Source organism: Acinetobacter sp. S40, from assembly GCF_016624705.1.
GTDB lineage: Bacteria > Pseudomonadota > Gammaproteobacteria > Pseudomonadales > Moraxellaceae > Acinetobacter.
Genome location: NZ_JACVTU010000019.1, coordinates 1 through 22,977 on the forward strand (window position 1 = coordinate 1; position 22,977 = coordinate 22,977).

Below are 22,977 nucleotides of genomic sequence, written 5' to 3' on the forward strand. Positions count from 1 at the left end.
ACGTTCTCATGACAAGTAATTCAGAAATTTATAATCCATTTAATTGACGACTAGTATGCTTAAATGCACTACGTAAACCTTCTTCTAGCGTTGGATGATAATAAGGTTGCTCTAAAATTTCATCCAACGTAATTCCTGTGCCAATCATCCAGCAAAGTAAATGTGCTAAATGTTCAGCTGAGTATATAAAGAGTTCAGCGCCTAGTAATTTTCGTGTTTTTTTATCGATATAAACTTCAGCCCCCCCCGTATTTTTACCTAAGACTAAAGCACGGCCTTGTTTTTCATAAGAGGCATAGCCAGTTATAAATTCAATATTTTTGTCTTGAAGTTGTTTGTAACTTTGCCCAACAATGGCCATCTCTGGAGAGCAAAAAACAATACCCAAAGGTGTTAAATTTTTGACGGTTTTAACTTGTGGATAATCTAGGCAATTATGTACTAATTTTCGGCCCTCATGTGCTGCTTCATGTTGGAGAGGTGTGTCTGTATGCGCATCTCCTGCAATAAATATAGGTAAATTTGCTAATTGTTTTGTTTGAGGATGAATGGGAAGCCTTTTTACATCACAAAATTGTGGATCAATTTTATCAAGATTTAAGGAGTCTAATAAACTTGTACGGCCTGTTGCATTTAATAAATAATCAAAATTTCCTATTTCTTCTTTTTTGTCGTATCGAAAATTTAACTCGACTCCTTGATCATTTATGCTTACTTTTGAAGGTAATGTTTCAAAATAAATAGCAAGCTCTTTAGAAAGCAGTTGCTGTGCTTGTTGTTGTAAATTTGGACTTGATAGAATTCCAATACGTTTACTACGTGCAAAAATAGCAGTTTTTACCCCTAATCTTGAAAAAGCTTGAGCCAATTCAATTGCAATCACTCCACTTCCGATGACTGCTAAAGAGGACGGAAGTTTTTTGAGTTCAAATATTTCATCTGAAGTAATAAAACGATCTTTTAGAATATTTTTCCATTCTTGGTTGACTATAGGTGTCGAACCAACTGCAAGAATGAAAGACTTAGCTTGATAATGTTTTCCATTGACATCAACTGTATTGGAATTGATGAATCTGGCTTTTCCAGATAATTTATGCTGTTTTGGCCAACTTTGTACATCTTTAATGGTTGCTGTAGTAAAACGATCTCTTAATGCTTGGACATGTGACATTACATGAGAAGCGTTAAATGATGATTCAGTTGCAATTCCCACTTGATCAATATGCTTGCTATCATAAAGCCGGTTAGCGGAAGAAATGAGTATTTTACTTGGCATGCAGCCGACACGAGCGCAAGTAGTATCCCATGGGCCGTCGTTAATGACTAAAATATTTTGGGTATATTTAACTGCTTCTTTGTATGCACTGATACCTGCTGTGCCTGCACCGATAATGATGAGATCGTACATATTAAATCCGAAAAAAATTTCTATTCATAATAAAAGAAAATAAAAATTTAATTAAAAAATCATTGGTCAAAATTGTTAATGAAAAGTTTTAGTAATTTGTGTCAGGATTAGATTGATAAATTATGTTAATTTGAGTAAATTTTCGTATAAAAGGCCATCCATGTTTTTTTGGTGGCAACATATATTATATAAAATGGAAAATACTATGACTTATTTAGCTAATTTGAGAAAATTAGGGGTTAAATCGACAGTTTTAGCATCATCTTTGGCATTAGTTGCTTGTGGTGGTGGCGGTAGCGATGGTTATTATAACCAATCTAGTAATAGTTCAAATAATAATAGTAATGGAGGAGGCAACAACTCTTCAACTGATAGCTCTACCGTAGCTGAAAGTATAGATATTAAATTAAAAGATTCAAATGGCATTGATCTTCAACAGGCAAATGATAATTCTGTTGTTCAAATTGCTGTGCAAGTGCTTAATGCTGATAAGGGTGGAATTGCTAATAAACAAGTTAGATTAGCAATTTCTGATAGTGATAACATTGGTGTAACAAGTAAAGCTTCTTTAGTTTCTACAGGTGATAATGGTATTGCAATATTTGAAATTAATGTTCCCACCCTTACAGCTTCGTCTGGAAAAGTGCAATTAACTGCTGTAGTTGATGGTACAACGATCAAGCAAAGTTATACATTAAATATTAAGAAAACCAGTACTATTGTTAGCGATTATAATCTTAATATTCAGCAAGGAGTGGTATTGAATTTACCACAAGGCTCTACGGATATTACTGCAACTGTGACAGATAAAAATGGTGGTATAAAAGCTGGAGAGTCTATTATTTTAACTCTTCCACTAGAAATGCAGGGAAAATTTTCTATAGCTACAGGTTCTAATGTTAGTACGGATAGTCAAGGAAAGGCAAAATTCACAATTGTCGCGAATTCTGATTTAAGTACTGATGAGATTCAGAAACTTGTATCTACATCCCAATCTTTGAGTTTTAAATTGATTGATGAGAATAAAGCAGAAAAAACAGTCTCTGGATCAATTACTTTTAAGGATATTTCTCAAGTTGTTCAAAAGCTTGAGTTAATTAAAGCAGATGCACCAATTGTTGCACAAAATGGAACAACGACTGTTAAAGTACGCGCCAAAAACAGTAATGATGTAGCTCTTGCAAATAAAAAAGTTAAACTTGTCTTCACAGATAAAAGTGATGCATATGGAGTGACTATTAACCAATCTGAAGCAATAACAGATGCAAATGGATATGCTTTATTTACATTGCAAGCAAATTCAAGTTATCCCGTTGCTTTGACTCAACAGGGCATTAATTTAAAAGCAATATATTCAGATAATGCAGAAATTTTTGCTCAAGACACAATTAGCGTTATTACAGCAGATACGAGTGCAATTGATCAGCTTGCTTTACAGCGTTTAGAAATTGCTTCTTCATATAAAATAAATGCTAAAAATGATCAGATTACGATTACAGTTAAAGGTATTAATAATAAAGGTGAAGCTGCAACTAAAGGCAAATTAACTTTAAGTTTGAACAGTGAAGCGACTTCAAACGGAGTTAGTTTCGATGGAAGCGCTGAGAAAGATTTTAGTACTGCAACAAATGGCTATATTACCTATACTTTACATACTAACGCTAAAACGGATGTCGCTGTTGCGGCTTTAGTTCAGGCAGGGATTACTGCAACGTTTAAGTCTGACAATAATTTAACAAGTGCTGTTCAAATTGCAGTTGAAGATGAAGAAAAATCTGAAGAAGGTGTTGGATATTTAGCAATAGACCCGATTAATAGTGCTTTTGATTATTCACAAGATCAGACTATTAACGTTAAGGTAAAAGCAATTGGGGTAAAAGGAAGTGCATTAAAAGGGGAAAATATTTCAGTGTCTCTTCCTGCATTGTCTACCGCAGAGCTTCAATCTTTAGGGCTCAGTCTTACAGGTCAAGCATCCAAGAATACCGATGATACGGGGTATGCAACATTTGTTTATCAATATAAAGCCAATGGCAGTGATGTACAAAAACGACTTGTAGCCAATGGAATTCGTATTACGGCCCAATCAAATTCAAGCAATGCGCAACAAACTACCACTTTAAACTTTAAAGCCCCAACCGATCAAGGCACTATCGATTTAGATTATTTGAATGTAGATATGCCTGGAAGTATGGTATTAGCTTCCGGTGTTGAACAAACGCTACAAGTTGTTGTAAAAGCGACAGGGACGGATGGAAAGAATTTTACTGGTCAGAAAGTTGGAGTTGGTCTTAATGATGCCGCAATCAGCAATGGCGTGAGTTTTGTAAGTGCCTCAGCTCTTCAAACAGATGCGAATGGTATAGCTAAATTTGACTTAAAAGTGAAGGCCAATAATAACACTGAGCTTGCAAATCTTATTGCGAATGGTATTACTGTCGCGATTCAAGGGACACGTAAAGATGGTTCAGCCTATACTATTGCCCGTAAGATTGATATTAGCCAGCCAGCCGTGGTTATTCCTGATCTGGCAAACCTTAGCTTTAGTTATGAACCTACAGTTTCTGTATTGGGTGGTGAAGTGCAGGTAAAAGTCGTTGCTAAAGATGCAAACGGTAATACAATCGCTAATACGCCACTTGCGATAGCTCTATCAAATTTGGCTGGTTCTCGTGCATCTTTGTCTGATACAGCATTAACCACCAATAGTAAAGGTGAAGCTACATTCACAGTAAAAGTGGCTGAAGGTCAATACGATGCTAGCTTAATTAAAAATGGTATTGGTTTTGCGGTTGTAGGAGCCAATCAAAATAATGGTGATCGTATTCAGCAAACGGGTAATATTCAAGTTGCCATTCCGAAAGATTCAGTCAATTTACGTTTAACCTCCGATATAACTTATTTGAGTTTAGGCAATTTGAATATAGGTAAAACATATCAGGTCAATGTTGCAGTTAAGGATGAATTGGGTGCAAATACAGGTTATCCAGTAAATTTATCTTTAAATCCTGAGGCTATTGCAGCAGGGGTCAAACTTAGTAATGATTCAGTCCTCACGTCTGCAAATGGAATGGTTTCTGTTTCAGTTATTATTCCTAAGGATATTGCTAATCCAGCAAAACAAGCTCTCATAGATAACGGAATCCAAGTTAAAGGATATATCACGAATCCTAAAGGCGAAAAGTTAGAGACTACAATTAATTTTACTGTTTTTGAAATGGTGAATCAGAATAGCCTTACAATCACGCCTGCAAAAACTAATTTAAGCGTTGAGGGTGATAGAGCGATTGTGACAGTCACCTTATTGGATAAGAATCATCAACCACTTAGAGACCAATCAGTAACATTAGCTGCAAATAATTCAGCTGGAATCATCATTGGTAATCCTGGCAGCAGTGCCTCTTCGAATACAAGTGGTGCACCGCAAACTTTAAAAACTGACTCAAATGGGAATGCTTTCTTTTCTGTTGGAGTAGATGGTAAGACAGTTGATGCAGATTTACTGATTGCCAGTGGTATTGAACTAGCTGCAACTTATACTGATGAAGATGGAGAGATTGCAACTCAGATTTCTCGTTTAAATGTTTTTAAGCCATCAACTCAACCAGCACGCTATTCATTACGTATTTCCTCTGCTAAACCAACGCTTAATGTTCGTAATGATACTTCAGATGTGACAGTCACATTGGTTGACCAAAATGGCGGTGGTGTAGCCAATCAGTACATAACGCTAGGTATTGATAATTTTAATATCAATGGAGCACTTATCGTAGGCCCATCAGGATTGACAACGGATGCAAATGGACAAGCTGTCTTCAAAATTAAGGTTGATGAAACAGCACGTAACATGAATTACAGTGCAGCTACTTTTGCAAACGATGATTTACGCTTAAATGCAAGTTTTAATGAGACTGGCTATCTCACTGCAACTCAAATTTCACGTATCGATATCGTACAAGCAGTAGTTGAAAATCCAGTAGCTTCTATTGTAATTGGGGTAAATCCAACGGAAGTGGGAACTTCAAGTGACGGGGTATATTACACACGTAATATGTCGGTTAGTGTAACAGATTTTGATGGAAAGCCTTTGGCAAAACAAGAAGTTGTAATGGATATTGCGCCCGTTTTTTATCTTAAAGGTAAATATTCTTGGGATCTAATTACAGATGCACTTGGAAATCAAAAAGAAGACTGGGTGATTCATCCAACAGCATACTGTCCTGTGAATGCATCAGGGTCACCGATTACAAATAATGAAGTAATCAATATTCCTGTGAAAGTCCCAACTTTCTTGGGGCAAGGTACGACTGCAACATATACGACAGACGCAGAAGGAAAATTTGATTTTGTAATTCGTTATCCAAAAATCTATGCACAGTGGCTCAATGTACAGGTTGGCGCCTCTTCTACCGTTGCATCGCTTCCAAATCGGACAGTTTATAATCTAGGGCTAGCACCATTGAAGTCAGATTATAGTACTGACGGTAGCTATGGACCGAACTTAACAAGTCCATATGGTACCAATACAACGTGTCCATAAAATAAATATAAAAAAACAGCGCTTCGGCGCTGTTTTTTTATATTCCTGTTCCCACCATCACGCTGGCTGTAGGACGTACATTCATCGTGCTACAAGCAGTGAATGCCATACAAAAGCATACTAGGCTAAAACATAAAAATTTAGTCATCCAGTAAATCCATTTGTTTAGCAAGCTGATACAAATTATTTGAACGGTTACCTGTGCGACAGAACATTAAAATCGGTTTTGGTAATTCATTATAATGATTGGCAAAAGTGCGGACATCCAACTCTGTAATTTGACCAGCAACGACAGGTTGATACACATAGTCCAGACCAGCGCTACGCGAAGCTTCTTCAATTTGTGCGCTGGTAGGTTGCTCTGGGCCACCTTCCAGATCTGGTCGATTATTAATGATGGATTTAAAGCCTTTTTCGACCACTTGTTCGACGTGTTCTGGGCCAATTTGACCTGCAAAACCAACATTATCCGTCATTTCGTCACTCCAAAATTTTAAAAAACGTTTATGCTGTATCATACCATTAAGCAGCCTGTCACATTAAAGTGTGCTTTTAAAATATATAACTACCGATAACCAAAATATAACGCATTGGAGCGCGTATGCACGCTTATACAGTTGAGCCGCTGTATGTCCCTATTGGTCAAGAGACCATTGCTGCAGATTTCTATCGTCCAAAATCAGATAGAAAGCCTGCTGTGATTATTATGGCGCATGAATTTGCTGCATTACGTCAGTTTAAACTTATTCAATATGCTCAAAAGTTTGCTCAGGCTGGATATGCAGTTGTATTATTTGATTATCGTTATTGGGGAGGAAGCACGGGAAAACCGAGAGAACTTGTTTCTCTTAAGGATCAACTTGAAGACTGGAAAACAGTTATTCAATATATGAGTGGTTGTAAGTTGGTTGATCAGCGGCGTATTGTACTTTGGGGAACGGGGTTGAGTGGGGGCTATGTGCTTAATCTTGCTAGTGAATTAAAAAATATTTCTTCAATTATGGTACAAGTTCCTTTTGTGGATGGCGCTGAAACTGCCAAGATTTATCCTATTCAGCAATTACCAAAGGCTTTAAAGCAATCAAGTCAGGATTATATGGGTTCAAAAGTAGGATTAAGCCCTAGGACACTCCCTGTAGTCGCACAGCAACAACTTTCATTTTTTCCCACGAATGATAGTTATCAGGGGTATTTATCCATTGTAAACCCTGACTATTATTGGAGTGGAGAGGTTCCAGCCCGTGCATTATTTCAGCTAATTCGCTATCGGCCTATACAAAATGTTAGAGAAATTAATATCCCCGTTTTATTGATTGTAGCAAAACAAGATAGTCTGGTTCCAATTGACTCTAGCCGAGAAGCTGCAACCAATATTGCGCCTTTTGTGACTTATCATGAATGGGATATGTATCATTTTGATATTTATCATGGGAAATGGTTTGAAAAAGCAGTAGCAACCCAATTAGAATTTTTACATCAATATACTGGAGTGGCGTAATATGATTATCGTTTGTCCAAGCTGTCGTGCTAAAAATCGGGTTCCAGCAGAAAAACTAATTGCAGATCCCAAATGTGGTCAATGCCATGCCGCTCTTATTCCATTAGCACCGATCGAATTGAACGAGGAAAATTTTAGTCATTATGTCAGCAACAGTGATTTACCTATCTTGATTGATTTATGGGCGGACTGGTGTGGTCCATGCAAAATGATGGCACCACATTTTGCTCAGGTTGCGGCAAAGAATCCCCATGTTATTTTTGCCAAAATCGATACAGAAGCTTCACCACGTTTAAGTCAGGCTTTCCATGTTCGTAGCATTCCCACTCTAGTTTTGATGAATAAAACCAAGGAAATTGGTAGAATAAGTGGCGCGCTTCGATCCAGTGAATTACAGCAGTGGCTGGATCAGCAATTACAAGCCCAAGCTCGGAGTTAATGTGTCAGAATCTCTCAAAAAGCCTGAAGGAACTTTATCCCTTCAAACCATTGCAATGCCTGCCGATACCAACTGGAGTGGTGATGTTTTTGGTGGCTGGATTGTCTCACAAATGGATTTGGCTGGAGCAATTCATGCAGAGCGTTTCAGTAAGGGACGCTGTGCGACCATTTCGATTAATCAGATGACTTTTTTAGTTCCCGTTAAAGTGGGTGATGTGATTAGTTGCTATACCAAAATTTTGAGGGTGGGAAATACTTCTATTCAAATGCAGATTGAAGTTTGGGACAGCCATGACGATTCGCGTCCTGCTAAACAGGTCACGGAAGGTGTTTTTACTTTTGTGGCGGTGGATGTAAAAGGGAATAAACGTGTTATTCCCGAAGAAGTGAAGCAAAAATTTCTGGCCGCTTAAGCTGCTTTAAAAATTGTTATTGGTAAAAAATCCAGCACCTAGGCTGGATTTTTTATGGGTTCGAGTTGAACTAAAAATATTCAATTATTTACTTTTCATATAAATTACTAAAAGTCATATTATTTCATCCGCTACAATGTTTTGATTTGGATCATGATCATGGCAGAAGAATTATCATTACAACAAGGTGATAAAGCTGAACAATATCAGGGATTAATTCCACAAATTCAAGCAATTGTGGCAGATGAAAGTGATACGATTGCTAATCTTGCCAATATCTGTGCTGCGCTCCAACAACAATTTGACTGGTTTTGGATTGGATTTTATCTGGTGAGAGAGAATGAATTGGTATTGGGACCATTTCAGGGGCCAATCGCTTGTACTCGTATTGCAAAAGGACGGGGAGTATGTGGTACAGCATGGCAGCAAAAGCAGCTCATTATCGTCCCAGATGTGGACCAGTTTCCAGGACATATTGCTTGTAGCTCAGCCTCGAAGTCTGAAATTGTTTTGCCGATAATGCTAGGGGGGGAATGTGTTGCAGTGTTGGATATTGATAGTGATGTATTAAATAGCTTTGATGAAGTAGATGCTTACTATTTAAAAGAAGTGGTTTCTATCGTTGAAGATTTTATTTAATCGTTTTAAAAAATAAAGCCCAGATCAACGCTGGGCCTAGTCATTTATTTTACGCGTTTAGGTAACCAAGCCCACAACATTTCACAATGAATTGGTTCATTACCGCCATCATCCATCACTGTGACAGGGATAAGTAATTCTCCTTTTTCATTGTCACCAATAAATTTTTGTTGTTCAGATGATAAAGTTGCGGTTGCGGTTAAACCACCTTGTACCACTTTTAAATAATCGACATGTAACGATTTGATCAGCAAAATTCGATTATCAGGTACATGTAATCCTGTTAAAAAACCCGTCGCAGTTTCAGCTAATAGCGCCATTGCAGCTGCATGTACACCTTTAATATGATTTTGCATATTGCGCTGATTTTCCAGACGTACGATAACATGATCCTGATCAACTTCCAGATAACGAATATTGGCTGTTCCAACCATGGGCACGATACGGCCAAACGCTTTACTCCAAAGCGTACTACGAATACTTTTCGGAAATTTTGACGTGGCTTTCACCAGTTTTGATAAGCGATTGGCCTGTGACATAGTGCATCCTGTGTAAAAATAACAGCGCTGAAATTAATCTTTAAAGTTATTAAACTGTAATGGAATTCCAAATTGCTGTTCACGTAAAAAAGCCATGACTTGTTGTAAAGTGTCACGCTTTTTATCGGTCACGCGAATTTTGTCTCCCTGAATAGAAGATTGCACTTTGATGCCACTTTCTTTAATGGCTTTATTAATTTTTTTTGCAGTATCTGAGTCAAGTCCATCTTTTAGTTTAATTACTTGTACTACGTGCTTCCCTGAAGCTGTTGCTTTTTGCGGGTCTAATGCTTGTACATCAATTTTACGTTTATAAAAGTGATTTTCCAGCATGTTATAGACCTGTTCACATTGGAAATCACTTTCTGTACTAATTTTAATCTCTTTAGATTTTTCATTGAGTTCAATGGAAACATCCTGTCCACGAAAATCAAAACGTGTTGCAATCTCTTTTTGGGTATTTTGAACAGCGTGATTGACTTCAAATAACTCTAATTCAGAGACAATATCGAAAGATGGCATAACATAGACCTTTGCAAAGTGAAAGAATATCTGAGATGCTAGGGATGTTTTCTTCATTTGCCAAGTGTTGTTTACATCAAAGGAGTGCGCAATGATCCGTAAACAAGAAATTACGACATTTGAGTTCCCAGAAAATGCCATTATCTGGGATGTCCGTGACGCAAAATCATATGCTGAAGGGCATGTTAAAGGTGCGATAAATCAACCGATTAATGATTTAAAGACCGATAGTCTGACTCAGGTGGCTGCGGATCAGCCAATTTATATTCTATGTGGTGGTGGCAGTAAAGCACCTCGCGCGGCAGAATTACTTGATGGTTTTGATGCTGAACGGGAATATGTCATTTTGATGGGTGGAACCCGTGCTGCAAAAGATGCTGGTTTGCCTTTAGAACAGGGCAACTGATAAAAAAGCACCTTCGGGTGCTTTTTTATTGTAGTGTCATTATAAACATTAACCTCATTATGAGTGTGTTATAAAGAACAATCGGATGATTCACTCGGCAAAGATGAAGTTCCAAAATAGGGTTTTTTGACTTTAAGTTTTTTGAAAAAACGACGCGGATTTAGTTTTTGCAATAAAGGGGCGGGAATGGGACAAGCCTCATGTAACATCAATGCAGCCAACACTTCACTACAAAGCGGTGCAAATAAAAATCCTTTAGAACCTAAGCCAGCAAAAGTAAATATTTTAGAATTTTCCTCAACTTGACCAAGTAAAGGAAAATAATCAGCACTTTGTGCACGGATTGAAGCACGTCCTTGCCAAACAGTGGGATCAGGCAATTGTTCAGCATATTCTGGAAATACGCTGTGGATTAAATCAAAGTTATGCACATGGTCTTTTGATAATACATCGTCATCTTCCCGATTGGGAGAAAAGGATGCTCCCAAAATTAGATGTTCAGAATCGAGCTGCATACAATAGCCCCCATAACTGTAAGCTTGATCGTTGCTCAAGAGATTGTTGCTGTTATTAAGCCAACTGACTTGACCTCGTATAGGCTTGAGTTTGGGATAATGCACAAATAAATTCTGACTGGCTTTGGCGCAACAAACCACCACTTGATCTGCTTGGATTAAATATTCTTGATCCCGTATCAACTGAATCTTTTCGTTATCGTTGAGTAATTGGCTAACTCTTGCGATTTTAAGCTGAATATTGGGATGTTGCAGAATTTGATCACGTAATTGGTGCGGTACAACAGCACCTGCTTGAGTCAGCTTTAAGCTAGAATATGCGGTAGTAAAGGTACTTTCTTTTGCGGTCTGTGCTTGTAATACTGCTGCTGGATATTGTTCGGCTAGACGAAGTAACTCTTCTGGATTTTTCTGTGCGAGTTGGTTGACCTGAATTGCACGGAACGCCTTAAATTTTGGATAAAAATTTAGAGCATACTGCCATGTTAGAGTCATCAAATGATGATGTGCCTGTTCAATCGGACACAGTTTGGGATTCAGCAACGCCAAGGGATTACCGGATGCGCCTGAAAGTGGCTTATCTTGATCATAGATTGTGATTTGATGACCACGTTGAGCAAGAGTCCATGCAACCGTTAAACCCGCGATTCCTGCGCCAATAATCGCAATTTGCTGCGGTTCCAATGAAGAGGTAAGCTCATGACCTTCTATTGGGGGCATTATTTTTTCAGACTGATTCCATCTGGCTTTTAGCATTTCACGTTTATGACCAAAACCTTTGGGTCTGGAAATCGTAATACCATGCTTTTTCAGACCACGTTTAAGTACTCCCGCAACACTAAATGATGCAAAAGTCGTCCCGATATCTGAAAGTCGTACAAGATGATTTAAAACATTTTCTTCCCAGAGTTCGGGATTGCATGAAGGCGCAAATCCATCCAGAAACCATGCATCAACTGCTTTGGTTTTTTCAATCACTGGAAAAACATCATGTGCATCACCTAGCCAGAGATCCAGACTAAAACGTTCTGTAGGAAAGCTCAAACGATGACAGCCTGCGATGGGCAGGGGATACTGTGCGATTAATTGATCTGCAAGAGGTTTGAGTTCAGGCCATGCATTTAATGCACGAATCAAATCGGTTTTGCTTAAAGGATATTTCTCAACACTCATCACATGTAAATGGCTATGATTATCTGACCGTACTTGTTGCCAAAGTTGCCACAACGTTAAAATATTTAAACCAGTCCCAAAACCTGTTTCACCAATACAGAAATACTGAAAAGGTTGTAATTGACTTAAACGTGTATTTAGATCATTGCCATTTAAAAAGACATGTCGGGTTTCAAGTAAACCATTGGCTTTGGAGAAATAAACATCACCAAACTGTCTGGAAATTGGAATATCAATACCATCGACACATTCCCAATCCAGTTCAGCTGTTTGGATACCCGTAGATGCTGTCACCTGAAAAACCTTTAAAATTTATTCAAGTAATGATTTTACCATTGGCGACGGCGTTTGGTATGAATATAACTAGCAATCAAAAATCCAAGGAGTACGCCCACGCCCATAGTTGCCCCACCATACAGGAACATTTGGGCACTACGTTCACTTTGTAAGACTTGAACTTGAACCAGCAAATTATCATTTTTTAATTGTAATTCCTGATTTTGAGTCAAAGCATCCAGATTAGCCTGTTCCAGTTGTTTGAGTCGTCCCGCCTGATCTTTGACGAGTGCTTTAATTTTCGCATCCTGCTCTGCTTTGGCTTTTGCGATTTGTTCAGCAGTTAAAGGCTTGGTTGAAACTGGATTTGGCTCAGTCGTAACAGCAGCATTGGTAGTGACTGTCGATGTTGTCAGCGCAGGTGCAGCTGGCACGGGTTCAACAGCCCATGCGGTTGAGCAGAGTAGTGATAATACAATAAGCGTTTTCGGCATAGCGGACATATTCTTACTCTTTCGGAAACGCTTTATTAAATGGCTTGACTTCAATTTTTCCATAAACACCTTCTAGCAAAAAAGGTTCATCTTTGAGCCATGTATCCAGTGCTTCACGGTTGTCAAAATCAACAATAATGGTGCTGCCATAAAAACCAGCCTGTGGGTTAGCAGGATCCTTTGGCATGGCACCTGCCACAATTAGACGGCCTTCGTCATCCAGTTTTTGTAGTCGTTCAATATGTTGAGGGCGAATGGCTAAACGTTTTTCTAAGGTTCCGTCATTGTCGGTACAGGTGACTACAAATAATGGCATGGTCGATCTCAGTCTTTAGGTGATTTTTAGGCATCGGGTGATTTAAAGTATTTACGTAATACAATAAACTGAATAATGATAAAGGAAAACATGACAATCATGTCACCGAAAGCCGTAAATTCACCCCAATATTTACCGTGCATGAAAATAAATGCAAAAAAGCAATGCAATAACGACATTACAATAAACATGGCAGCCCAAGCAAAGTTCAGGTTTTTCCAGCCTTGAACGGTTAATTCGAAAATAGGGCCAAATAAACGTTGAATCAATGGTTTGCCATCTTTACTAAAGAACGGTGAAAGCAAAAAAGCGCCTGCAAAAATTAGATTGAGAATGACGGCCTTTAAACGAATATAAAAATCATCACTTAACATAAGGGTAATACCGCCAAAAATCACTGTCATAAACAACACAATCCATTGTTGTTTTTCCAGACGAAATTTTTGTGTAACAAATAATCCCCCATAAATAATCAGCATGGAAATAATCAGACCTGTCGTAGCGACTAGAATATTATTGTTATCCACCCCCCCAGCAGAACCAATCAATTGTAAGAGCGGATGGTGTGTATCTTTGGGATCGACGGTTTTATATAAATAAAAGAAAATAATGAGGGGCACAAAGTCTAAAAGTGCTTTCATGTTAGAGTATCTAAACTGGATCAACGAAGTGGCATAGTATAAAGATGCAAGGCATAGATTTACATACACATAGCAATATTTCTGATGGAACTTTGTCACCAGATGCGTTGGTCAAATCAGCGGTTGATTGTGGTATTCACATGCTGGCCTTGACGGATCACGACACTATGGATGGTCTTGAACAGGTCAGAGAAACCGCTCAACACTATGATATTCAAATTATTTCTGGTGTAGAAATCTCCAGTCAATGGTCACGTCCAGCCACTAAAAAAAGTTATGGTGTACATATTGTAGCGCTGGATATGCAGCAACCTGAACCTTTGCTTGATGCACTTGCGATACAAAAAAAGATTCGTGCAGAACGTGCCAAACAAATCTGTTACTTACTCAAAGGCTGTATAGGGCAGGATATTTATGAAGATGTACTTGCTCAAGTGGATAATGAGGCTGATCGAATTACCCGGACACATATTGCTAAAACATTGGTTGAAAAAGGAATAGTGTCACGTCCACAACAGGCTTTTGATCGATTTATAAAAGAAGGAAAACGTGCTTTTGTGAAGTTTGATGGTTTGAGTTTGGCAGATACCATTCAAATTATTCATCAAAGTCAGGGCTATGCGGTTTTGGCACATCCCACCCGTTATGACTTATCGGCAACGAATGTTCGTTATTTAATTGAGCTATTTGCTGAGCTCAAAGGTGATGCGATCGAATTGCCCCCAAATATTGAGTCTTTATCGACCCGGCAAATGGTGGACCGAATGATTGAACAACTCGATTTAAAAGTATCAATTGGCAGTGATTTTCATGGAGACAATATGCCTTGGATTAAATTAGGAAATACTCCTGTACCGAGGACAGGGCAACAGGGAATTTGGGAAAGTTTTCGTTAATTTTTAAAATCAACACGAAATTTGATGATTAGTTTTGACCATTATTTCCCCAGCGCATAAAAGCCGCTCTCCGACTTAATAATTCATAATAGGCTTTAATATTTGGACAGTCGGGCTTATCAAATGGCGTTAAATACCAACGTTGAACCGATAGACCGATAACAATATCTGCCAAAGAAAACTCAGCGCCGATGATATACGCCTGAGTTTTAGCTAACTGTTGTTCTAATATGAGCATCATTGCATTCCATGATTCAACACTTTGAGCAATTTTTTGAGAATCTTGGTGTTCAGGAGAATGTCGAATGAAATGCATGAGGGCATATACCCAACTATTATTGAGTTCGATTCCTTGCCAGTCGATCCATTGGTCAATCAAAGCACGTTTTCGAGGGTCAGTTGGGTAGAGCTTCTCACCCACATAGGCATTGGCCAAATAACGCAGGATTGAGTTGGATTGCCAGAGAACAAAGTCGTCATCTATCAAAACAGGAATTGTTGCATTAGGATTACGTGCCAGAAATTCAGCTTGCTTAGGAGATTGAAAGCCACGTCCCCAATCTTCGCGTTGATAACCTAAATTCAGTTCATCACAGACCCAAAGGATTTTGCGCACATTAATTGAATCTGCTCGCCCTAGTATTTTGATCACATCTTTTCCTTGTTTTTGATTGTAATAATAGGTGGCTAAAGTAGTTTGTTGTCATAAAATTGAGTAATTAGTTGACGCACTACTAAAGTAAATTATGATCTTGTGCCTGAATCGGAGGTGGGGTGGGCTTGCCCAAGGTTCCTAATAATTCAATTTCAATCAAACGTACCATCGAGTCCAAAGGCAAGTCATTGCTTTGGGTGCCAAATGGCTCCTCAATTTCTGTACTCAATGCATCCAAACCTAAAAAGGTATAGGTCAAAATCCCGACCAATAACGGTGTACCTAAGCCTAAAATTGGGCCAACGCTAAAAGGTAACATAAAACAGAAAAAGAAGACGGTACGATTCAGTAAGACTGAATAGGCGAAAGGAATAGGGGTATTGGCAATGCGATCGCAACCCGTTTGTACCAAACTAAGTTCGGCGACATAGCGATTCAACTGTGTGTAAATAATATCACTGATTTCACCTTCTTTGAGTGATTGCATTAATTCCCATTGAATCAGGCTGAGCGTGTATTGTGGCGCATTATGTTGTTGATAAAGTTGAGTCAATGCCTGTTGGCTCATTCCTGTGGTTTCTGTGAGCTCAGTAGGATGGGCGGTTTGATGCCGCAAACGATCACGAAGAGTATTGGCAAAAACAATAACATGCTGAATCACACGTTCACGGCGGCCTTGAGGAAGAATACGGCAATCACGATCAAAATGTCGTGCATTGGCGATCAAAGCTCCCCATAGTTTACGACCTTCCCACCAACGGTCATAACAGGCACTATTTTTGAAGCCCAAAAAAATAGAAAGAACCACACCAATCAGAGTAAAACCAACCAAAGGTAGTTCTGGGAAATGATAAATCTGCGTATATTCAAGCCCACCCACAATAGCGGAGAGCAGCATGACTACTCCAAGCGCGGGTAAAATTTTGGGTAAAATTGTTCCGCGCCAAGAAAACAGTAATTTTATGATATCGGTTTGGTCACGTACAATCATGGTTCAGCAGGCATTTAATTTTTTATGATCTTTACCACTTGGTCAGGCTTTGTCAATATCATGGTGGCATGATTTTATAAATTGAACAATTGTTGCTCAGCAAATGAAAAAGTCGCATGTCTAGCCACAATAATATGATCAATAAGCTCGATTTCTACGCTTTCACAAGCATGTTTTAATTGCTGTGTCATTTCAATATCTGCGCGGGACGGTTGCACGTCTCCGAAAGGATGATTATGTGCGATCACGATGCAACTGGCATGCTGTTGAATAGCATAACGTAAAGTCTGTTTGATCGATATATTGCAAAAATTAGTTGAACCAAAAAATAATTTCTTAAAATGTAACTTGCGTAACTGACTATCTAAACACAATACCGCAAAGACTTCTTGAGTTTCACCTTGTAGTTCATAACGTAAATAGTCCAGCACCAGTTGTGATGAATCTAGATTTAAATTGTCTTGATGAAAATGATTATTGAGATAACGCCTACCGAGTTCCTTGACTGCCATCAATTGCGAATATTTAGTAGCGCCCATGCCATGGAACTGGCAGAGTTCTTCTTGTGATGCATCAAAGACTGGATTAAGAGAACCAAAATGTTGAATTAGAAGTCTAGCCAGTTCAACAGCAGAATGTTGTCTAGAACCTGAACGTAGAAAAATTGCCAATAACTCGGCATCGGAGAGACTGCTTGCACCTTGTTCCAATAATCGTTCACGAGGTCGTTCTTGTTGTGGCCATAATTTAATCGGTTTATTCATTATAAAAGTCACTTATATCGATTGTTTTAGTTCTGATTTTCATAGCCAATTACTTGGGTATGTGCGTATTTAATGCTATTGTGAGCGCCACTGCAACAGAAAGGTAAGCTGTTCGTGAGCTTCGATTTAAGTGTTATTCCTCATAAAAACATTATTCTAGCGGTTACTGGTGGTATTGCGGCCTATAAGAGTGCCATTATTGTCCGCCGTTTAAAAGATTATGGATTTGATGTACGTGTAGTCATGACTCATGGTGCACAGGCATTTATTACCCCTTTAACTTTTCAGGCTCTTTCGGGTAATCCTGTACATACCGAATTGCTGGATCCTGAAGCCGAAGCAGGAATGGGGCATATTGAATTGGCGCGGTGGGCTGATTTAGTTTTGGTTGCGCCTGCAAGCTGCGATACTCTGGCAAAATTTGCGCATGGTTTAGCAGATGATTTACTCAGTACATTGTATCTTGCGACTAAAGCGCCAGTTTGGGTTGCGCCTGCTATGAATCAGCAAATGTGGGCAGCGAAAGCGACACAGCGTAATTTACAAACATTGGTGGAAGATGGCATTCATGTGATTATGCCAGATGCCGGTTCACAAGCGTGTGGAGATGTCGGTTTGGGGCGTATGCCTGAGCCTGAACAGTTGGCCTACCAAGTCCGTGAATATTTCCATAAAGCGCAACGTGCCATCGCAGAAAAATTTGGTTTATTGGCAGGTAAGCATGTCGTGATTACTGCTGGACCTACACGAGAAGCGATTGATCCTGTCCGTTACATCTCAAATCATAGTACAGGGAAAATGGGATTCTCTCTCGCTGCGGCATGTTATGCGGCTGGGGCTAAAGTGACCTTAATTGCTGGACCTGTGACGCTGGATACCCCAAATGGAGTAAAACGTGTCAATGTTGCTTCAGCTGTGCAAATGCTGGATGTGAGTATGCAAATGCTAGATGAAGGTTGTGATATTTTTATCGCGACTGCTGCGGTGGCCGATTACCGCGTGGCTCAGGTGGCAGAACAAAAAATTAAAAAAGCAGGTGATGAGTTAGCAGTTTCGCTGATAAAAAATCCTGATATTGTTGCTACTATTGCTCAACAACAACAGCGCCCATTTATGGTTGGTTTCGCTGCGGAAACTCAAAATGTTGAAGAATATGCAGCGGCAAAACTTGTCGCCAAAAAACTAGATATGATTGCTTGTAACGATGTATCACGTAAGGATATCGGTTTTGCATCCGATGAAAATGCCATGACTGTATTTTTTGCACAGAGTTATCATATGAAAAAACGTGAACTTGAAAAAGCGTCTAAGCAGGAAATTTCACAGCAATTGGTCGACGCGATTGCAGATGCATTAAAACGCAAAATTTAAATGGCCTGTTTTAAGGTTGATGGATTTGAGACAAAGCTCCAACAAAAGGAGCTTTTTCTTTTTTTTAAATCTGGTTATGTTTAAGCAGTCAAATGATTGACTACATAGGAAATGCACCGATGAAAAAAGTATGGTTCAGTGCATTGTTTCTAGGTTGTTTTGGATTTAGCCACCTTGCGACGGCAGCGACTTTACACGACAACATGGTAACAATTGCAACAGCATATGCAGATTTTAATAAATCAACCAACGGTAATGATGCTAATTCTGCGCTCACAAAAATGCGGTTAGCAGCGCTTGATTCTAAAAAATCCAAACCAAATAAATTAAAAAATCAGCCAGATAATAGTGCTGAGGTTAAAGCATATCAGGCTGGACTTGATCAACTTGTTGCCGAAATTGATAAAACTTCTGGCTTGGTCAAGGACAATCAATTAGCTCAGGCGAAAGTAGAGGCTAAAAACTTACTAGATATTCGCAATGAAAATCACAAAAAATTTAAATGATGGGTAAGTAAATACTAGGCACAAAAAAACCACCTTTTTGGTGGTTTTTTTGAGTTGACGATTACGCCTGACCTTCAGCAACGGTTGCTTGAGCACGTTCCATATTGGCTTCAAATTCAGCATCAAAGTTGATTGGTGTTAACAACAATTGAGGGAAACTGCCTTTTGTAACCATATCATTAACTGCTTCACGTAAGAACGGGAACAGAATGTTTGGGCAATAAGCGCCCAAAATGTATGGAAGACGTTCTTCTTCAATATTTTCAATCAAGAAAATACCTGCTTGAGTGACATCCACAATAAACGCAGTCTCGCCATCATTATTGGCTTGAACCACTACTTTCAATGACACTTCAAAGTGAGTTGGATCAACTTTTTCAGCAGAAGATGAAAGATTGATATTTAACTCTGGTTGCCATTGCTTAGTAAATACCTGTGCCCCAGGAACCTCAAATGAAATGTCTTTGGTATAAAGACGTTCTAAAGCGAGTTGTGGTTGAGTTTGTTGTTCTTCACTCATTCTTTTTTCCTTAACAATTTAAGCGAGTTTAGGCCAGTAATGGGTCGAGTTTACCATCACGCTCTAAAGCGTAAAGCTGGTCAAAACCACCAATAAACTGATCATTAATAAAAATTTGAGGCACAGTACGGTGGTTGGTGCGTTGCATCAATTCAACACGTACTTCAGGTGCTTCTTTGGATAAATTAATTTCTTTATACTCAACGCCTTTACGCTCAAGAAGCTGTTTTGCACGGACACAATACGGACACATTGTGGTCGAGTAAATCGTGATATTTGCAGACATAAATTTCTCCTTAAGCTTTGGCTTTGCTTTTTACCAGTGGCAGGCCTTGTGCTTTCCAATTGCTAATTCCGCCATCGAGACGATAACTATCAGAATGACCTACTTTTTGCAGGGCACTCCCTGCAACCTGACCTAAATTACAAATGAATACCAATGGGCGATCACTTGATTTTAACTCATCAACATGGCTTGTCAGTTGGCTATAAGGGATATTACGGCTACCGCTGATATGACCTTCACGAAAATCACCTGCATCACGTAGATCAATCAATTGGGCATTTTTAGCTTTCACTAAAATTCCAAGTGATTGTGGTGAAATCTTGCGGCCGTTACGTTGCCCTTCAAAGACAAAGAACAAAACGATTAAAACAGCAAGTATTCCAAACAAAAAGGGGTGATTCCCCATAAACTCCAACCAGCGTTCCACAAGTCACCTAATTAAGCTCAAAATTGACGTAGAGTATAGCTCATATACATGGTGATCAAAATCACCAGTTCAAGGGTAATTTTGCGAGAAAATTAACTTTTTTGTTGCGCATCCTGAATTTCCTCATTTAAACGTAAATAACTTTCCAGACGACGCGGTAAAATTTCACCTGCTGCAACCGCGGCTTTAAGTGCACATTGTTTTTCATGAGTATGAGTGCAATTACGGAATTGACAATGACCCAGATGTGCCGCAATTTCTGGAAAACCTTCACGAATTTTGTCGGCATTTAAATGCCAGAGTCCAAATTCACGTATTCCTGGCGAGTCGATCAATGCACCATTTTTACCGAAGCGAATTAAACGAGTTGATGTCGTCGTATGTTGCCCCAAAGCCGAGTTTTCTGAAATGACATTGGTCTTTTGCTCTGCATCTGGCACGATGGCATTAATTAATGAGCTTTTACCGACACCAGATTGCCCTACAAAAGCGACTGTTTCACCATCAAGACGTTCGCGTAAAGCAGATAAATCGCCTTTAGCCTGACAAATCAGACTTTCATAGCCCAAGGTTTTATATTCATCTAGCAACGTTAAAATTGGATCATTGTCTTTAAGTAAATCAGATTTATTGAGCACTAAAAGTGCAGGAATATTGGCATCTGCACAGGCAACCAAATAGCGATCAATCAGACTAGGGGCAGGTTCGGGTAAAGGGGCAATTACAATTACAATCAGGCTAATATTCGCTGCCACGGGCTTGACCTTATGATAGCGATCTGGGCGAGTCAGTAAGGATTTACGTGGGTGAATTGCCGTAATAATGCCTAAACCTGTATTGGGATCGGCTTGCCATTTCACCCGATCACCTGTAACCAAAAGTTCAAGATTGGTGCGAGTATGACAACGCCAGACGCTACCGATGTCTATCGGTTTCCAAAAAGGTTCGGGTTCCCCTTCAGCAACAACTGGTTTTTCAGAATGCGGTTCCTGAACAGATAAGGCCTGTACTTCAAGCTGACGACCATAGTGCTGCACGACCAAGCCTTCCAGATCATTAGACGTATCAACCTCTTCTTGTCGTGCTTTATGTTGTTTGTCTATGCGGCGTTGCTGTTGCTCGGTTAAGCGCCGTTTACGAATTAGAGCCATTCATTCCTAAAACCCACTGTTTGAGGTGGCAAAAATAGCATGAACTGACTATGGAATTACAGCCAAGATGCAATAAATTTGCTACTATTGATGTTTTTCAAGCCTTTAAGATTTCATATTCATGAGCAGCACATTAGATACACGGTTAATCTGGATCGACCTTGAAATGACGGGTTTAGATACAGACAATGACCAAATTATTGAAGTTGCAACAATTATTACAGATGATCATTTAAATATCTTGGCAGAAGGCCCTGTTTTAGCGGTGCATCAGCCAGATCGTATTTTAAATGCTATGGATGAATGGAACACGCGTCAACATGGACAATCTGGCTTGATTGAACGTGTACGCCGTAGCAAGCTAACCGCTCAGGATGCGGAACAACAAACGCTTGAATTTCTAAAAAAATGGGTTAATCCAAAAAGTTCACCGATGTGCGGAAACTCTATTTGTCAGGATCGTCGTTTCTTGCATCGTCTCATGCCTGAAATGGAACAGTTTTTTCATTATCGTAATTTGGATGTATCAAGTGTTAAAGAACTCGCTAAACGCTGGCGTCCAGAAATTATGAGTGGTTTGAAAAAAAATGCCTCACATTTGGCGATGGATGACATACGTGATTCAATTGCTGAACTGAAATACTATCGCGAATACTTTTTCATTAAAAATTAAAAAAATTACGAGAGAATTGAGCTAAGTAATCAGAGGTGTTTTATCACCTCTTTTTACAGTTTTCACTAAACATTGTTACAAAAACAAATTTTTGCGACATTGGTTTTTTATAAAACGCCCTTACAATGTTTATATGATTAATTTTATTAAAACAATGAGATAAGTATGCAAAGTAATAACCCAATTTTAACTCGGGTTGAAACCTATAGTGACTTTAGTCAGTCCATGACGGTTGCTGGAGCGGTACAAAAATCAATTGGTTTAACGATTATTGCTGCCATTACAGGTTTAGCCTTGTTCTTTTATTGTGCTTTGACCATGAATGTTGCGCTTGCTTCTGCAGCCACATGGGTAGGGGCAATCGGTGGTTTGATTTTGGCTTTGGTTGCGACCTTTAAGTCTTCAAAAGCACCCGTATTGGCTGTTCCTTATGCTTTATTTGAAGGTGCATTTCTAGGTGGTATTTCGTTTATGTTTCAGGCGAAATTTCCAGGTGCGCCGTTACAGGCTTTATTAGCAACATTTGTGACCACATTGGTGATGTTTGGCTTATATAAGTTCCAGATTGTCCGGGCGACTGAGAAGTTCAAAGCCGTTGTCATGTCTGCCACCATTGCAATTGCAATTGTATTTGTTGTCCAATTAGTCATGAGTTTAGCTTTTTCTTCGGCTATTCCTTATATTTTTGAAAGTAATTGGCTCGGTATTGGATTTGCAGCATTTGTAGCGGTGATTGCGTCACTTAATCTGATTCTTGATTTCGACTTGATCGAATCTGCAGCAGCACAACATGCCCCTAAATCTTTTGAATGGGTCTGTGGCATTGCTTTATTGTCTACTTTGGTCTGGATGTATATTTCTTTCTTGCGTTTGATTGGTATTTTGTCGAATGACTAAAATCGGTATTTGAGTCTAA

27 protein-coding genes are annotated in these 22,977 nt (G+C 39.1%); 12 read left to right on the top strand and 15 right to left on the bottom strand.

The genetic code is table 11. The features are described 5' to 3' along the window. Positions 1–28: 28 nt before the first annotated feature. Complete coding sequence (locus tag IAE19_RS15135) at positions 29–1,408, bottom strand: dihydrolipoyl dehydrogenase (RefSeq protein WP_200461743.1); 1,380 nt, start codon at positions 1,406–1,408, stop codon at positions 29–31. 205 nt (positions 1,409–1,613) lie between these two features. Here IAE19_RS15135 and IAE19_RS15140 point away from each other — a divergent pair, with 205 nt between their 5' ends. Beyond that, a complete protein-coding gene (locus IAE19_RS15140; protein WP_200461744.1) occupies positions 1,614–5,948 on the top strand; it encodes an Ig-like domain-containing protein in 4,335 nt (1,444 codons plus the stop codon). A 140-nt stretch (positions 5,949–6,088) separates the two neighbouring features. On the opposite strand, the gene IAE19_RS15145 is transcribed toward IAE19_RS15140, so the two are convergent. After that, the gene (locus tag IAE19_RS15145; protein WP_200461745.1) at positions 6,089–6,424 is read right to left on the bottom strand and encodes a TIGR01244 family sulfur transferase; all 336 of its coding nucleotides are present in this window, start codon (positions 6,422–6,424) and stop codon (positions 6,089–6,091) included. Between the two features lie 125 nt (positions 6,425–6,549). Between IAE19_RS15145 and IAE19_RS15150 the strand changes: the two genes are divergently transcribed. From IAE19_RS15150 to IAE19_RS15165, 4 genes are all read left to right on the top strand, one after another. After that, positions 6,550–7,446, top strand: coding sequence for an alpha/beta hydrolase (locus tag IAE19_RS15150; RefSeq protein ID WP_200461746.1), 897 nt, complete (start codon positions 6,550–6,552; stop codon positions 7,444–7,446). 1 nt (position 7,447) lies between these two features. Then, positions 7,448–7,885: a thioredoxin TrxC gene (trxC, locus tag IAE19_RS15155; RefSeq protein WP_200461747.1), complete on the top strand. Its 438-nt coding sequence runs from the start codon at positions 7,448–7,450 to the stop codon at positions 7,883–7,885. Between the two features lies 1 nt (position 7,886). Then, complete coding sequence (locus IAE19_RS15160) at positions 7,887–8,300, top strand: acyl-CoA thioesterase (protein ID WP_200461748.1); 414 nt, start codon at positions 7,887–7,889, stop codon at positions 8,298–8,300. Between the two features lie 159 nt (positions 8,301–8,459). Continuing rightward, positions 8,460–8,939: a GAF domain-containing protein gene (locus IAE19_RS15165; protein WP_200461749.1), complete on the top strand. Its 480-nt coding sequence runs from the start codon at positions 8,460–8,462 to the stop codon at positions 8,937–8,939. A 44-nt stretch (positions 8,940–8,983) separates the two neighbouring features. On the opposite strand, the gene IAE19_RS15170 is transcribed toward IAE19_RS15165, so the two are convergent. After that, positions 8,984–9,478, bottom strand: coding sequence for a DUF4442 domain-containing protein (locus IAE19_RS15170; RefSeq protein ID WP_200461750.1), 495 nt, complete (start codon positions 9,476–9,478; stop codon positions 8,984–8,986). 33 nt (positions 9,479–9,511) lie between these two features. After that, a complete protein-coding gene (locus IAE19_RS15175; RefSeq protein WP_200461751.1) occupies positions 9,512–10,000 on the bottom strand; it encodes a YajQ family cyclic di-GMP-binding protein in 489 nt (162 codons plus the stop codon). A gap of 91 nt (positions 10,001–10,091) precedes the next feature. Between IAE19_RS15175 and IAE19_RS15180 the strand changes: the two genes are divergently transcribed. Next, positions 10,092–10,406, top strand: a complete 315-nt coding sequence (locus tag IAE19_RS15180; RefSeq protein ID WP_200461752.1) for a rhodanese-like domain-containing protein — start codon at positions 10,092–10,094, stop codon at positions 10,404–10,406. Between the two features lie 68 nt (positions 10,407–10,474). Here IAE19_RS15180 and mnmC read toward each other — a convergent pair whose 3' ends face one another. Genes mnmC through IAE19_RS15200 form a run of 4 tightly spaced genes read right to left on the bottom strand, consistent with a single transcriptional unit; the run spans position 10,475 to position 13,821 of the window. Continuing rightward, positions 10,475–12,388 (bottom strand): FAD-dependent 5-carboxymethylaminomethyl-2-thiouridine(34) oxidoreductase MnmC, encoded by a 1,914-nt coding sequence (gene mnmC / locus IAE19_RS15185; protein WP_200461753.1) that lies wholly within the window; start codon positions 12,386–12,388, stop codon positions 10,475–10,477. Positions 12,389–12,423: 35 nt separating this feature from the next. Next, positions 12,424–12,873 carry a hypothetical protein gene (locus IAE19_RS15190; RefSeq protein WP_200461754.1) on the bottom strand — a complete coding sequence of 150 codons (450 nt, stop codon included), beginning with the start codon at positions 12,871–12,873 and terminating at the stop codon, positions 12,424–12,426. A gap of 4 nt (positions 12,874–12,877) precedes the next feature. Beyond that, positions 12,878–13,180, bottom strand: coding sequence for a YciI family protein (locus IAE19_RS15195; protein ID WP_200461755.1), 303 nt, complete (start codon positions 13,178–13,180; stop codon positions 12,878–12,880). 26 nt (positions 13,181–13,206) lie between these two features. Then, a complete protein-coding gene (locus IAE19_RS15200) occupies positions 13,207–13,821 on the bottom strand; it encodes a septation protein IspZ (protein ID WP_200461756.1) in 615 nt (204 codons plus the stop codon). 44 nt (positions 13,822–13,865) lie between these two features. Between IAE19_RS15200 and IAE19_RS15205 the strand changes: the two genes are divergently transcribed. Further along, positions 13,866–14,717, top strand: coding sequence for a PHP domain-containing protein (locus IAE19_RS15205; RefSeq protein WP_200461757.1), 852 nt, complete (start codon positions 13,866–13,868; stop codon positions 14,715–14,717). Between the two features lie 28 nt (positions 14,718–14,745). Here the strand turns inward: IAE19_RS15205 and IAE19_RS15210 are convergent, their stop codons facing one another. Both IAE19_RS15210 and IAE19_RS15215 read right to left on the bottom strand, forming a co-directional pair. Continuing rightward, positions 14,746–15,369: a glutathione S-transferase family protein gene (locus tag IAE19_RS15210; RefSeq protein ID WP_200461758.1), complete on the bottom strand. Its 624-nt coding sequence runs from the start codon at positions 15,367–15,369 to the stop codon at positions 14,746–14,748. An 82-nt stretch (positions 15,370–15,451) separates the two neighbouring features. Further along, positions 15,452–16,327 carry a bestrophin family protein gene (locus IAE19_RS15215; RefSeq protein ID WP_227611165.1) on the bottom strand — a complete coding sequence of 292 codons (876 nt, stop codon included), beginning with the start codon at positions 16,325–16,327 and terminating at the stop codon, positions 15,452–15,454. On the opposite strand from IAE19_RS15215, the gene IAE19_RS16765 reads away from it, so the two are divergent. Next, positions 16,269–16,391: a hypothetical protein gene (locus tag IAE19_RS16765; protein ID WP_265092553.1), complete on the top strand. Its 123-nt coding sequence runs from the start codon at positions 16,269–16,271 to the stop codon at positions 16,389–16,391. The genes IAE19_RS15215 and IAE19_RS16765 overlap by 59 nt on opposite strands. A gap of 46 nt (positions 16,392–16,437) precedes the next feature. On the opposite strand, the gene radC is transcribed toward IAE19_RS16765, so the two are convergent. Then, complete coding sequence (gene radC, locus IAE19_RS15220; RefSeq protein ID WP_200461760.1) at positions 16,438–17,127, bottom strand: RadC family protein; 690 nt, start codon at positions 17,125–17,127, stop codon at positions 16,438–16,440. 114 nt (positions 17,128–17,241) lie between these two features. On the opposite strand from radC, the gene coaBC reads away from it, so the two are divergent. Beyond that, the gene (gene coaBC, locus IAE19_RS15225; RefSeq protein WP_200461761.1) at positions 17,242–18,498 is read left to right on the top strand and encodes a bifunctional phosphopantothenoylcysteine decarboxylase/phosphopantothenate--cysteine ligase CoaBC; all 1,257 of its coding nucleotides are present in this window, start codon (positions 17,242–17,244) and stop codon (positions 18,496–18,498) included. Between the two features lie 119 nt (positions 18,499–18,617). Continuing rightward, the gene (gene cybC, locus IAE19_RS15230) at positions 18,618–19,004 is read left to right on the top strand and encodes a cytochrome b562 (protein ID WP_200461762.1); all 387 of its coding nucleotides are present in this window, start codon (positions 18,618–18,620) and stop codon (positions 19,002–19,004) included. A 61-nt stretch (positions 19,005–19,065) separates the two neighbouring features. Here the strand turns inward: cybC and secB are convergent, their stop codons facing one another. The 4 genes from secB to rsgA form a co-directional block, all read right to left on the bottom strand. Then, positions 19,066–19,524, bottom strand: coding sequence for a protein-export chaperone SecB (gene secB / locus IAE19_RS15235; protein WP_200461763.1), 459 nt, complete (start codon positions 19,522–19,524; stop codon positions 19,066–19,068). 28 nt (positions 19,525–19,552) lie between these two features. Beyond that, a complete protein-coding gene (gene grxC / locus IAE19_RS15240; RefSeq protein WP_200461764.1) occupies positions 19,553–19,810 on the bottom strand; it encodes a glutaredoxin 3 in 258 nt (85 codons plus the stop codon). Positions 19,811–19,820: 10 nt separating this feature from the next. After that, positions 19,821–20,237 (bottom strand): rhodanese-like domain-containing protein, encoded by a 417-nt coding sequence (locus tag IAE19_RS15245; protein WP_200461765.1) that lies wholly within the window; start codon positions 20,235–20,237, stop codon positions 19,821–19,823. A gap of 92 nt (positions 20,238–20,329) precedes the next feature. After that, the gene (rsgA, locus tag IAE19_RS15250) at positions 20,330–21,388 is read right to left on the bottom strand and encodes a ribosome small subunit-dependent GTPase A (RefSeq protein ID WP_200461766.1); all 1,059 of its coding nucleotides are present in this window, start codon (positions 21,386–21,388) and stop codon (positions 20,330–20,332) included. Between the two features lie 121 nt (positions 21,389–21,509). On the opposite strand from rsgA, the gene orn reads away from it, so the two are divergent. Both orn and IAE19_RS15260 read left to right on the top strand, forming a co-directional pair. Then, complete coding sequence (orn, locus tag IAE19_RS15255; protein ID WP_200461767.1) at positions 21,510–22,061, top strand: oligoribonuclease; 552 nt, start codon at positions 21,510–21,512, stop codon at positions 22,059–22,061. 165 nt (positions 22,062–22,226) lie between these two features. Beyond that, entirely contained in the window at positions 22,227–22,958 is a 732-nt protein-coding gene (locus IAE19_RS15260; RefSeq protein WP_200461768.1) for a Bax inhibitor-1/YccA family membrane protein, read from the top strand. Positions 22,959–22,977 lie beyond the last annotated feature (19 nt).